Here is a 14,808-nt window from a genome sequence, read left to right as displayed (position 1 = left end):
GAAGCGCTGCCGGTGGGCGAGTTGCGCGCGCAATTGCTCAGCCGTTTGCCGGAGTACATGGTGCCGACCGCGTTCGTCAAACTCGCCGCGCTGCCGCTGACCGCCAACGGCAAGGTCGACCGCAAGGCCTTGCCGGCGCCTGATCTGGCGGCGTTGTTCACCCGTGAATACGCGGCGCCCGAAGGCGAGGTGGAAACCGCGCTGGCGCAGATCTGGGCGGACGTGCTGCAAGTCGAGCGGGTCGGGCGTCAGGATCACTTTTTCGAACTCGGCGGGCATTCGTTGCTGGCGATGCGCATGGTCTCGCAAGTGCGCCAGCGCCTGGGTGTCGAACTGGCGCTGAGCGATCTGTTTGCCAACGCCGAACTGGCGGCGGTCGCCTCAGTGCTGAGCGAGGCCGGACGCTGTGCGCAACCACAGATCGTGCCGGTACCGCGTGACGGCGCGTTGCCGCTGTCGTTCGCCCAGCAACGCCTGTGGTTCCTCGCGCAAATGGAAGGCGCCAACACCGCCTACAACATTCCCGTGGCGATGCGTCTGCGTGGCCGTCTCGACGACGCGGCGCTGCAACGCGCACTGGCGCGGATCGTCGCCCGCCACGAAACCCTGCGCAGCCGCTTCGCGCAATTCAACGACGAAGCGCAGGTGCTGATCGCCCCGGTGGACACTGGTCTGCTGCTGCGAATCGAAGACCTGCGCCAGCACCCGCAACCCGAGGAAACCCTGCAGGCACTGATTCAGGGCGAAGCCTCCGGGCCGTTCGACTTGCAGGACGATCCGTTGATTCGCGGGCGACTGGTACGCCTGGCCGACGATCACCATGTACTGTTGCTGACCCTGCACCACATCATCTCTGACGGTTGGTCGATGGGGGTTTTGACCCGGGAGCTGATGGCGCTGTATCAGGCGTTCAGTCATGGCCAGCCGGATCCGTTGCCGCCGCTGGCGCTGCAATACACCGACTACGCGGTGTGGCAGCGGCGCTGGCTCAGCGGCGAGGTGCTGCAACGCCAGAGCGAGTACTGGCAACAGACCCTGGCCGGCGCCCCGGCGCTGTTGATGCTGCCGACCGATCGGCCGCGCCCGGCGCAGCAGGACTATGCCGGCAGCAGCGTTGCGGTGGTGCTCGACGAGCGTCTGAGCGCGGGACTCAAGGCTTTGGGCCAGCGCCACGGCGTGACCCTGTACATGACGCTGATGAGTGCCTGGGCGATGCTGCTCAGCCGCTTGTCCGGGCAGGCTGAAGTGGTGATCGGTTCGCCGGTGGCCAACCGCACCCGCGCCGAAATCGAAGGCCTGATCGGCATGTTCGTCAACACCCTGGCGCTGCGCATCGACACCTCGGGCGAGCTGAGCGTCGAAGCGCTGCTGGCGCGGGTCAAGGCACAAACCCTGCAAGCGCAGGCGCATCAGGATCTGCCGTTCGAGCAAGTGGTGGAAATCACCCGGCCCGTGCGCAGCCTGGCGCACAGCCCGTTGTTCCAGACCTTGCTCAGTTGGGATGGCCTCGAAAGCCCGGCGCTGGCCCTCGGCGAACTGACGCTGGAAGGCGTGGCCGAGCCGAGCCACTTCGCCAAGTTCGACCTGTCGCTGAGCCTCAGTGAGTCCAACGGCATCATTCGCGGATCGCTGGAATACGCCACGGCGTTGTTTGACCAGAGCACGGTCGAGCGCTTCGTCGAGTACTTCCAGCGCCTGTTGCAGGCGATGGTCGGCAACGATCAGGCGCTGCTGGAAAGGGCGCCGCTGCTGGCGCCAGAAGAACAGCAGCGTTTGCTGGTCGAGTTCAATGCCACGGTGGTCGATTACAACCTTGAGCAGACCATTCACGGCTTATTCGAGGCGCAAGTGGCGCGCTCGCCGCTGGCACCAGCGGTGGTCGCGGGGGAGCAGCAACTGAGTTACGCCGAACTCAATGCCCGGGCCAATCAACTGGCGCGGCATCTGCGTGAGTTGGGCGTAGGCCCGGATGCGCGGGTGGCGATCTGCGTCGAGCGTGGTCTGGACATGGTGGTCGGGCTGCTGGCGATCCTCAAGGCTGGCGGCGGTTATGTGCCGCTGGATCCGGCGTATCCGCTGGAGCGTCTGGCCTACATGCTGGAAGACAGCGCGCCGCTGGCGGTGCTGGTACAGGGTTCGACGCGTTCGTTGCTCGGCGATGTAGCGGTGCCGCTGATCGATCTGGATCAGCCGCACTGGCAGTCGCTGCCAACGGAAAACCTGCATGTCAATGAGCTGACCCCGAATCACACCGCGTACGTGATCTACACCTCCGGCTCCACCGGCCAACCGAAAGGCGTGATCAACGAACACAGCGGGGTGGTCAACCGCTTGCTGTGGATGCAGGACGCTTACCAACTGAGTTCCGCCGACACGGTATTGCAGAAAACCCCGTTCAGCTTCGACGTCTCGGTCTGGGAGTTCTTCTGGCCGCTGATGACCGGCGCCCGATTGGTCATGGCCCGGCCCGAGGGGCATAAGGACCCGCTGTATCTCAGCGAAATCATCGAACGCGAACACATCACCACGTTGCACTTCGTACCGTCGATGCTCGACGTGTTTCTCGCCCACGCCGAAACCGCACGCTGCAGCAGTCTGCGTCAGGTGATGTGCAGCGGCGAAGCCCTGCCGGGCAGCGTGGTACGGCGTTTCAAACAGCAACTGCCGGGCAGCGAACTGCATAACCTCTACGGCCCGACCGAAGCGGCAGTGGACGTGACCGCGTGGAACTGCGCCGGGCCGCTGGAAAGTACACCGGACAACACGCCGATCGGCAAACCGATCGCCAACACCCGCATGTACATCCTCGATGCCCAGCAACAACCGGTGCCGCACGGCGTGGTCGGCGAGCTGTACATCGGTGGCGTGCAGGTGGCGCGCGGTTATCTGAATCGCCCGCAGCTGAACGCCGAACGCTTCCTCGACGATCCGTTCCAGGCTAATGGGCGGATGTACCGCACCGGCGACATCGCCCGTTATCTGGCGGACGGCAATATCGAGTACCTCGGTCGCAACGACGATCAGGTGAAGATCCGTGGTTTGCGCATCGAGCTCGACGAGATTCAGGCGCGTTTGACCCAGATCGACGGCATTCAGGAAGGCGCCGTATTGGCCCGTGAGGACGTGCCGGGCGAGAAACGTCTGGTCGCGTACTACACCGGGGCACCGCTGGAAATCGAAACACTGCGCAGCCATCTGCTGGAAAACCTGCCGGACTACATGGTGCCCGCGCTGTTCGTGCATCTCGATACATTGCCGCTGAGCCCCAACGGCAAACTTGACCGCAAGGCGCTGCCGGCCCCGGATCAGGCGGCGCTGACCGCCGGTGAATACGAAGCCCCGGTCGGCGAAGTGGAAATCGCCCTCGCGCAGCTTTGGGCTGAACTGCTCAAGGTTGAGCGGGTAGGGCGCCATGACCATTTCTTCGAACTGGGTGGCCACTCACTGTTGGCGGTGAATCTGGTCGCGCGCATGCGTCGCGCCGGTCTGACGGCCGACATCCGCGTGCTGTTCAACCAGCCGACCCTCGCCGCACTGGCCGCTGCCGTGGGCGGTGAACCGGAGGCCGAAGTCGCGGCCAACCTCATCACCACGGACTGCACACGCATCACTCCCGAGCTGCTGCCACTGGTGGCGCTCGACCAGCCGAGCATTGACCGCATCGTCGCCAGCATCCCCGGCGGCGTGGCCAATGTGCAGGACATCTATCCGCTGGCGCCGTTGCAGACCGGTATCCTCTTTCATCACTTGTCCGCCGCCCAGGGCGATCCGTATGTGTTGCAGGCGCAGTTTGCCTTTGCCGACGAGCAGCGCCTGAACAGCTTCACCCAAGCCTTGCAGAACGTAATCCAGCGCCACGACATCCTGCGCACTTCGCTGTTCTGGGACGGGCTGCAAGACCCGGTGCAAGTGGTCTGGCGTGAGGCGCCGCTGGCGTGCGAAGCGCTGGAACTGAATGGCGCGGACGGCGATGTACTCGAGCAATTGCGCCGGCGTTTCGACGCTGCGCAGTACCGCATGGCCGTCAATCAGGCGCCGCTGATGCGCGTGGTGCACGCCTGGGATTCAGCCAATCAGCGGGTGGTGGCGTTGTTGCTGTTCCATCACCTGGTCATGGACCACGTGGCGCTGGAGGTGCTGCAACACGAGATGCAGGCGTTCCTGATCGGTCAGCCGCAGCGTCTGGCTGAGCCGGTGCCGTATCGCAATTACGTGGCGCACACCCTGTCGGGGATGAGCGACCAGCAGCACGAAGCGTTCTTCCGCGAGATGCTCGGCAACGTCGACGAACCCACCTTGCCTTACGGGCAGAACCCGGCGCAGGAAGGGCTGGCCACGCAGGCCCGGTTGAGCCTCGACGCCACGCTGAGCCGCAACCTGCGCAGTCAGGCGCGGCGTCTGGGTGTCAGCGCGGCGAGCCTGATGCACTTGGCGTGGGCGCAGGTGCTGGGGCCATTGTCCGGTCGTGATGACGTGGTGTTCGGTACGGTATTGCTCGGTCGCTTGCAGGGCGGCGAGGGCGCCGAACGGGCGCTCGGGGTGTTCATCAATACCTTGCCGCTGCGCATTGATCTGCGCGCGCACAGCGTCAAGGGCGCAGCACTGGCGACGCATCAATTACTCAGCCAGTTGCTGCAGCACGAACACGCACAACTGGCGCGCATTCAGCATTGCAGCGCCATGGCGCCGAGCACGCCGCTGTTCAGCACGTTGTTCAATTACCGTCATGGTGCCTCGGCAGGTGGCGGTTCTGCCGAGGCCCGGGCGGCCTGGCAGGGCATGCAATTGCTTGAGGCCGAGGAGCACAGCAACTACCGCCTGACCCTCAGCGTCGACGACCTCGGCGAAGGCTTCAGCCTGACCGCACTGGCCGGCGCCGGCATCGACGCGCGGCGCACTTGCGCTTATTTGCAATGCGCCTTGCACGCGCTGGTGGAGGCGCTGGAGCACTCGCCGCATCAAGGCTTTGAACGGCTGTCGATCCTGCCGGGCGTCGAGCGCGAGCAGGTGTTGCACACCTTCAACGCGACCCGCGCCGATTACCCGCAGGGGCTGACGATCGCCCAGCGTTTCGAGCAGCAAGCCATTGAACGGCCGCAGGCGCTGGCAGCGGTGTTTGCCGGTGCCTCGCTGAGCTATGCCGAGTTGAACCGCCAGGCCAACACCTTGGCGCATCATCTGATTGCATCGGGTGTACAGCCTGACGACCGCGTGGCCATTGTCGCCCGGCGCGGTCTCGATACGCTGGTCGGGCTGGTGGCGATTCTCAAGGCCGGCGCCGGTTATGTGCCGGTGGATCCGGCGCACCCGGCGGAGCGCCTGAGCTATCTGCTGCAAGACAGTGCGCCCGTCGCGGTGCTGAGCCAAAGCGCTCTGCATGAACGCCTGCCGGCATTGTCGGTGCCGCTGATCGACCTTGATCTGCGCCAATGGCCAAACGAGCCCATCGACAACCCGTCGCTGTCGGCCCTGACCCCGCAGCACCTGGCTTACGTGATCTACACCTCCGGCTCCACTGGCCTGCCGAAAGGCGTGATGGTCGAGCATCAGACCCTGAGCAACCTGGTGGACTGGCACTGCGCGGCCTTCGATCTGCACGCTGGCAGTCATACCTCAAGCCTGGCCGGGTTCGGTTTCGACGCCATGGCCTGGGAAGTCTGGCCGGCCTTGTGCGTTGGCGCGACCGTGCATCTGGCGCCAAACCATGACGGCAACGAAGACATCGACGCGCTGCTGACCTGGTGGCGTGCGCAGCCGCTGGACGTGAGCTTCCTGCCGACCCCGGTAGCCGAATACGCCTTCAGTCAGGAGCCGGCGCATCCGACCCTGAAAACCCTGTTGATCGGCGGCGATCGTCTGCGCCAGTTCAACCGCAACCAGCCGTTCCGGGTGATCAATAACTATGGCCCGACCGAAGCCACGGTGGTGGCGACCTCCGGCCTGATTGCGGCGGGCGACGTCTTGCACATCGGTAAACCGGTGAGCAATGCCACGGTGTATCTGCTCAACGCGCAGCAACGCCCGGTGCCGCTGGGCGTGATGGGCGAGTTGTATGTCGGCGGTGCCGGCGTGGCCCGTGGGTACCTGAACCGTCCGCAGATGACCGCCGAACGCTTTCTGCGCGATCCGTTCAGCAGCGTGCCAAATGCACGTCTGTACCGCACCGGCGACCTGGCGCGCTGGCGCGAGGACGGGACGCTTGAATACCTCGGGCGCAACGACGATCAGGTGAAAATCCGTGGCGTGCGTATCGAGTTGGGTGAGATCGAAACCCGCCTCAATCAGCTCGACGGCGTTCAAGACGCGGTGCTGCTGGCCCGAGAGGATGAACCCGGCCAGCCACGTCTGGTGGCGTATTTCACCGAACAGGGCGACGCGCTGAGCGTTGGCGATCTGCGCGCCCGGCTGTTGGCGCAACTGCCGGAATACATGGTGCCGGCGGCGTTCGTCAGGCTTGACGCATTACCGCTGACCGCCAACGGCAAGGTCGACCGCAAGGCGCTGCCGAAGCCGCAGCTGACCGCACTGTTCAGCCGCGAATACGTCGAACCGCAAGACGCGCTGGAAACCGCGCTGGCGCAGATCTGGGCCGAGGTGCTGCAGGTCGAGCGGGTTGGCCGCCATGATCACTTCTTCGAACTCGGCGGCCATTCGCTGCTGGCCATGCGCATGGTCGCGCAGGTGCGTCAGCAACTGGGGCTGGAACTGGTGCTGGCCGATCTGTTCGCCAACCCTGAACTGGCGGCGGTCGCCGAATGCCTGTGCGTAGCGCAGGTCAGTAGCCAACCGCAGATCGTCGCGGTGCCGCGTGACGGCACGCTGTCCTTCGCCCAGCAACGCCTGTGGTTCCTCGCGCAGATGGACGGCGGCAATTCGGCGTACAACATTCCGCTTGGCCTGCGCCTGCACGGGCGGCTTGATGTTGGAGCCTTGCAGCGCGCGCTGACGCAGATCGTTGCGCGGCACGACACCCTGCGCAGCCGTTTCGTCAGCGTCGACGATCAGGCGCAGGTGATGATTGCACCGGTCGACAGCGGCCTGCTGCTGCAGGTGGAAGATCTGCGCCAGGATCCACAGGCCGAAGCCACGGTGCAGGCACTGCTCACGCAGGAAGCCGCGACGGCCTTCGATCTGCAGCACGATCCGCTGATTCGCGGACGCCTGCTGCGTCTGGCTGACGAGCAGCATGTGCTGTTGCTGACCGTGCATCACATCGTCGCCGATGGCTGGTCGATGGGGGTGCTGACCCGTGAGCTGATGGCGCTGTACCAAGCCTTCAGTTACGGGCAACCGAATCCGTTGCCACCACTGGCGCTGCAATATGGCGACTACGCCGTGTGGCAGCGGCGCTGGCTCAGCGGTGACGTGCTGCAGCGGCAAAGCGATTACTGGCAGCAGACCCTCGACGGCGCGCCGGCGTTACTGACCCTGCCCACCGACCGTCCGCGTCCGGCACAGCAGGACTTCGCCGGCAGCAGCGTCGAAGTACGGCTCGACGAGCGTCTGAGTGCCGGGCTCAAAGCCTTGAGTCAACGGCACGGCGTGACCCTGTTCATGACCCTGATGAGTGCCTGGTCGCTACTGTTGAGTCGTTTGTCCGGGCAGTCCGACGTGGTGATCGGCTCGCCGGTGGCCAACCGCACCCGGGCCGAGATCGAAGGCCTGATCGGCATGTTCGTCAACACCCTGGCCCTGCGTATCGACACTTCGGGCGAGCCGAGCGTTGCTGCGCTGCTGGCACGGGTCAAGGCGCGCACGCTGGAGGCGCAGGCGCATCAGGATCTGCCGTTCGAGCAAGTGGTGGACATCGCCCGGCCGGCGCGCAGTCTGGCGCACAGCCCGCTGTTCCAGACCACGCTGAGTTGGGACAGCAGCGTCGGCCCGCACCTGGCGCTGGGCGATCTGAGTCTTGAAGCTGTGGCTGCGCCGGGCCGGGTGGCCAAGTTCGACCTGACCCTGACCCTGGGTGAGGTCAACGGGGTGATTCGCGGTTCGCTGGAATACGCCACGGCGTTGTTCGATCACGCGACCGTCGAGCGCTATGTCGGCTACTTGCAGCGCCTGCTGGCGGCGATGGTCGCCGATGATCAAGCGGTGCTGGAGCGGGCGCCGTTACTCGCCGAGTCTGAGCGTCAGCGCTTGCTCTACGACTTTAACGCCACCGCACGCGAATACCCGCAGGCCCTGACCGTGCACGGGATTTTCCAGCAGCAGGCAGCGGCGCATCCCAAGGCGGTGGCGGCGGTGCACGGCGAGCATTCGCTGAGCTACTTCGAGCTGAACGCCCAGGCCAACCGTCTGGCGCATCATTTGATCAGCCAAGGCGTACAGCCGGGCGATCACGTGGCGATCCTGCTGCCGCGTTCGCTGGAACTGCTGGTGGCGCAACTGGCGATTGCCAAGTGCGCGGCGGCCTATGTGCCGCTGGATATCAATGCTCCGAGCGAGCGGCAGGCGTTCATGGTCGAGGACTGTCACGCGGCGGCGTTGCTGACCCTGAGCCGTGAAGTCATCGACTACGCCGCGCCGCGCATCGACCTCGACCGCTTGACCCTCAGCGGCCAACCGACGCATAACCCGAATCTGGCGCAGTCCTCGGAGTCGCTGGCGTACATCATGTACACCTCCGGCTCCACCGGCACCCCGAAAGGCGTGATGGTGCCGCACCGCGCTATCGGCCGCCTGGTGCTGAACAACGGTTACGCCGATTTCAATGCGCAGGACCGCGTGGTATTCGCCTCCAACCCGGCGTTCGACGCCAGCACCATGGACATCTGGGGCCCATTGCTCAACGGTGGGCGCGTGGTGGTGATTGATCACCAGACCTTGCTTGATCCGAACGCCTTTGGCCGCGCGTTGAGCGCAACCGGGGCGACGGTGCTGTTCGTCACCACTGCGCTGTTCAACCAGTACGTGCAACTGATTCCGCAGGCGCTCAAAGGCCTGCGCATTCTGTTGTGTGGTGGTGAGCGTGGCGATCCGGCGGCGTTCCGTCGACTGCTGGCCGAGGCGCCGGCGCTGCGTATCGTGCATTGCTACGGCCCGACCGAAACCACCACTTACGCGACGACGTTTGGAGTGCGTGAAGTGGCGGAAAACGCCGAGAGCGTGCCGATTGGCGGGCCGATCTCCAACACCCAGGTGTACGTGCTCGACGCGCACCAGCAACCGGTGCCGATGGGCGTGACTGGCGAGTTGTACATCGGCGGGCAGGGCGTGGCGCTGGGTTACCTGAATCGCCCGGATCTGACCGCCGAAAAGTTTCTGCGTGATCCGTTCAGCGAGCAGCCGGGCGCGTTGCTGTATCGCACCGGCGACCTCGCACGCTGGCTGGCCCCGGGGCAGCTCGATTGCATCGGGCGCAATGACGATCAAGTGAAGATCCGTGGTTTCCGCATCGAGCTTGGGGAAATCGAAAACCGCCTGCTCAACTGCCAAGGGATCAAGGAAGCCGTGGTGCTCGCGCGCCGCGATGGCCAGGACATCACCCGTCTGGTGGCGTACTACACCGCGCACGCCGGCCGCCTGGACAGCGCGGATCTGCACGCGCAGTTGCTGGCGCGACTGCCGGAATACATGGTGCCGAGCGCGTGGGTGCAATTGGAGGTCCTGCCGTTGAACAACAACGGCAAGGTCGACCGCAAGGCGCTGCCGGCGCCGACGCAGGCAGCGATGCTCAGCCGGGTGTATGTCGCGCCGATCTCGGCGCTGGAACACCATCTGGCACGGATCTGGGCTGGCTTGCTGCGGGTTGAACAGGTCGGTCGTCACGACAACTTCTTCGAACTGGGCGGGCATTCGTTGCTGGCGATGCGCATGCTGTCGCAGGTGCGCCAGCAGTTGGGCGTCGAGCTGACCCTCGCCGAGCTGTTCGCCAACCCCGAGCTGGCCGCTGTCGCCGAGGTGCTGAGCCGGGCAGGGCGCAGCACCTTGCCGGAGATTTTGCCGGCACCGCGTGATCAGCGATTGCCGCTGTCCTTCGCCCAGCAACGCCTGTGGTTCCTGGCGCAGATGGACGGCGGCCACAGCGCCTACAACATCCCGGTCGGTCTGCGCCTGCGCGGTCGACTGGATGAAGACGCGCTGCAGCGGGCACTGGCACGCATCGTTGCGCGTCACGAAACCCTGCGCAGCCGCTTCAGACAGATCGACGATCAGCCGCAGGTGCTGATTTTGCCGGCCGAAACCGGTCTGTTGCTGGCGGTAGAAGACCTGCGCCAGCACCCGCAGGCTGACAACGCTTTGCGTGGTCTGATCCAGGAGCAGGCCTGCGCCTCGTTCAATCTGCAGCACGATGCGCTGTTGCGCGGACGTCTGGTGCGTCTGGCTGATGATCATCATGTGCTGTTGCTGACGCTGCACCACATCATCGCCGATGGCTGGTCGATGGGCGTGCTGACCCGCGAGCTGGCGACGTTGTATCAGGCGTTCAGCCGTGGCGAAGACGATCCGCTGCCGCCGCTGGCGCTGCAATACACCGACTACGCAGTGTGGCAGCGGCGCTGGCTCAGTGGCGAGGTGCTGCAGCGCCAGAGTGATTACTGGCAGCAGACGCTGGCCGGTGCGCCGGCCTTGCTGAGCCTGCCCACTGACCGTCCGCGTCCGCCGCAGCAGGACTATTCCGGCAGCCGCGTCGACATCCTGCTCGATGAACAGTTGAGCACCAGTTTGAAAGCCTTGTGTCAGCGTCGCGCGGTGACGCCGTACATGGTGATCATGAGTGCCTGGGCGATGCTGCTCAGCCGTTTGTCCGGGCAAAGCGACGTGGTGATCGGCTCGCCGGTAGCCAACCGCACCCGCGCGGAGATCGAAGGCCTGATCGGCATGTTCGTCAACACCCTGGCGCTGCGTCTCGACACCTCGGGCGAGCCGAGCGGCGAGGCGTTGCTGGCGCGGGTCAAGGCGCAAACCCTGGCGGCTCAGGCGCATCAGGATCTGCCGTTCGAGCAAGTGGTGGACATCAGCAAACCGGTCCGCAGTCTGTCGCACAGCGCGTTGTTCCAGACCATGCTCAGTTGGGACAACAACGACGATCCGAGCCTGACCCTCGGCGACCTGACCCTGGAAGGCGTGGCCGGCGGCAGCCATTTTGTGAAATTCGACCTGTCGCTGAGCCTTGGCGATTCCCACGACGGCATTCGCGGTTCGTTGCGCTATGCCACGGCGCTGTTCGATGAGTCGACGGTGCAGCGTTTCGTCGGCTACTTCCAGCGGCTGCTGGCGGCGCTGGTCAACGATGATCAGGCCGTGCTCGCGCAAGTGCCGTTGCTGGCGCCGCAGGAGCAGAAGCGTTTGCTGGTCGACTTCAATGCCAGCGCCGTTGATTGCCCGCTGGAGCAGCCGCTGCATGGCTTGTTCGAAGCCCAAGTGCGGCGCAAACCGGACGCTGTCGCGCTGCAGTCCGCGCAAGGAACCCTGACCTACCGCGAGCTCAATCAGCGTGCTAACCGTTTGGCCCAGCATCTGCGCGAACTCGGTGTGCAGCCGGATGCGCGGGTGGCGATCTGCGTCGAGCGTGGGCTGGATCTGATCGTTGGTTTGCTCGGCATCCTCAAGGCCGGTGGTGCCTATGTACCGCTGGACCCGAGTTACCCGGCGGAACGTCTGGCGTACATGCTCAAGGACAGCGCGCCGACTGCGGTGCTGGTGCAGACCGCTACTCGCGGGTTGTTCGATGAAGCGGCCGCCACGGTGATCGACCTTGACCGCAGTACCTGGCAGCACCTGCCGGATCACGATTCGCCAGTACCGGGCCTCAGTGCTTCGAATCTTGCGTACATGATCTACACCTCGGGTTCTACCGGGCTGCCGAAGGGCGTGATGATCGAGCACCGCAGCGCCTGCAACATGGTGCATTGGGGTTCGCAGCTCAGTCCGCCGACCGAGCACGGCGCGCTGCTGCAAAAGGCGCCGTTCAGTTTCGACAGTTCGGTGTGGGAGATTTTCTGGCCGCTGTGTTCGGGGATGCGTCTGGTATTGGCGCGACCGGATGGCAACCGCGATTCGGCCTATGTGGTGCAGACCATTCGCGAGCAGCAGGTGACGGTGGTCAAGTTCGTCCCTGCGTTGCTGCAGCAGTTCATCGAACAGGACGATGTCGAGCAATGCACCAGCCTGACCGATGTGCTCAACGGTGGCGGCGAACTCAGCGCAGCGCTGGCGCGGCAGGTGCGTGATCGCCTGCCGTGGGTGCGTCTGCACAACGTTTATGGCCCGACCGAAACCACCGTGGACAGTACGGGCTGGACGCTGGAACCGGACATGCCGGTGCCGGAAAACGTGGTGCCGATCGGTACAGCCTTGAGCAACACCCGTTTGTACGTGCTCGATGCCTACGGTCAACCGGTACCACAAGGCGTCAGTGGCGAGTTGCACATCGGCGGCGTTGGCGTGGCGCGCGGTTATCACCGACTGCCGGAGATGCAGGCCGAGCGTTTCATCGACAGCCCGTTTGTGCCGGGGGATCGCCTGTACCGCACGGGAGATCTGGCGCGCTACAACAATCACGGCGAGCTGGAGTTTCTCGGCCGCAACGACTTCCAGATCAAGCTGCGGGGTTTGCGTCTGGAACCGGGAGAAATCGAGGCGCGGTTGATCGAGCATCCGGCAATTCGCGAGGCGGTGGTGATGGTGCGTGATGAGCGTCTGGTGGCCTGGTACACCGTGCACTCGGGCGTAGAAGCACCCAGTCTGGAGGCTTTGCGGGCGCATGTGCTGGAGCGTTTGCCCGAGTACATGGTGCCCGGTGCGTTCGTATTGCTCGACGCGTTGCCGCTGACACCGAACGACAAGATCGATCGCAAAGCCTTGCCGGAACCGGGGGCAGATGCGGTGATCAACCGCCCATACGTGGCACCCCAGGGTGAAGTCGAAACCGCGCTGGCGCGGATCTGGGGCGAGGTGCTTGGCGTCGAACAGGTCGGACGGCACGACAACTTCTTTGAACTGGGTGGGCATTCGTTGCTGGCGGTGAAACTGGTCAATCTGCTGCAACGGGCCGGGCTGCCACTGTCGCTGGCCGAGCTGTTCCAGCACCCGAGCATCGAGTCTGCCGCCGCGCTGCTCAATCAGGGCGAGGCACTCAGTCAGCCTGACGGGCTGGTCGTGGTGCGCGCCGGGGAACACGGTACGCCGCTGTTCCTGATGCATGAGTTCAGCGGCCGCGACGTGTATTTCCCGACGCTGGCCCAGCACATCGGTGGCGAGTTCCCGATTTACGGCCTGCCCGGTGTGCCGCTGGGGCAAGCGCCATTGCGCACGCTGGAGTGCATGGCGCAGCGCATGGTCGGCATCATCCGTGCGGTGCAGCCACATGGGCCGTATCGTCTGGCGGGCTGGTCGTTCGGTGGGGTGCTGGCGCATGAGGTCGCCCAGCAATTGCTTGGCCTCGATGAACCGGTGGAGTTTATCGGCATGCTCGACAGCTATGCGCCAAATCCACTCGCTCAGGATAAAACGCTGTGGAGCGGCGAGGGCCTGGACAAGCGCCAGTTGCTCGGCCATTGCCGTGGCCGTTCGCTGATGCTCGGTGCTGAAAGCGAGGCAGCGCTGGCGGCGGTGCAAACGCTGGAAGCACAAGTCGAACAACTGGACTTCCCCGAGCTGTTCCAGCGCTGTCAGGCGCAACAACTGACCGACCCGGAACTGGCGACGGTCAGCGCGGCGGACGCCTGGCATTACTTTGATCGCGAAGCCGCGCATCGCCTGGCGCTGGCGCATTACCGGGTCAGCCCGGCGAGCCAGCCGATCCACTTGTTCCGTGCTCAGGAGCTGATGGACGGCCAGTCATTGCCGAGCCCGACGCGCGGCTGGGAAGAGCGCTTCGACACTCGCTTGCTGCGCTGCATCGACATCCCCGGCGATCACCGGACCATGATGAAGCATCCGCACATTCAGGCACTCGGTCAGGCCATTACCGGGGCGCTGGAAACCCTGGTGACGCCGCAGCCGACACGGTATCAACCGCTGCTGACGATTCAGACCGGGCAGCCGGGGCATGCGCCGATTTTCTGCGTGCCGGGGGCGGGTGACAGTGTCACCGGGTTCATTCACCTGACCGAGGCTATCGGCCCGGAATGGCCGATCATCGGCTTGCAACCGCGCGGGCTGGACGGCGTCAGTGTGCCGCACAGCGCGGTCGAAGCCGCTGCCGCGTTCTACCTGCAGGCCATCGAGCAGATTCACCCGCAAGGGCCGCTGCACCTGATCGGCCATTCGTTCGGCGGCTGGGTCGCGCATGCCATGGCGGCGCAGTTGCAGGCGGCCGGGCGCGAGGTGGCGTCGTTGACCTTGATCGACAGCGAGGCGCCGGGCGCTGACGGCACGGCGGGCAAGCCGTACACCGCGACTGCGGTGCTGCAACGGCTGATCGACACCTTGCAGTTGTCCTGTGGCAAGTCGCTGGGCATCGATCCGGCGACCTTCGCCAACGCCGACGACACCACGCAGTTGCGCCTGCTGCACGAAGGCATGGTGCGCGCCGGGGTGTTGTCGGAGCGCGCGGCGCCGGACGCGATGCACGGCCCGGTCCGCACGTTCGCCAGCGCCTTGCGCACGGTCTATCAACCGCGTCTGGCCTACAGCGGGCCGGTGCGGCTGGTGCTGGTCGATGACCCGACGCTGGACGAGTGGGGCAATCAGCGCGAACAGGCGGCGATGCTCGAAGGCTGGCAGCGGCAGGTCAGTGATCTGGCGGTGTGGTACGGGCCGGGCAACCACTTCACGATTCTCAAGGCGCCCAACGTCTTCAGTTTCGCCGCGTGGTGGCACGACGGCCTGGCGCTGGCGGTCGGCGAAGCGCTGTCCTGA

Annotated in this window: 1 protein-coding gene (only partly in view); it reads left to right on the top strand. The window is 65.0% G+C overall.

The genetic code is table 11. The features are described from left to right. Nucleotides 1–14,808, top strand: partial view of a non-ribosomal peptide synthase/polyketide synthase gene (locus AC193Q_RS08375; protein ID WP_483879413.1) — the 3' portion only. It extends 3,015 nt beyond the left edge of the window; 14,808 of the gene's 17,823 nt are visible here — the last part of the coding sequence; the start codon falls outside the window, past its left edge; it ends in the stop codon at nucleotides 14,806–14,808.

The sequence above is a fragment of the Pseudomonas sp. F2 genome, assembly GCF_057174385.1.
The sequence above is the reverse complement of the archived record's forward strand: the minus strand, read 5'-3'. Positions and strand labels throughout refer to the sequence as shown.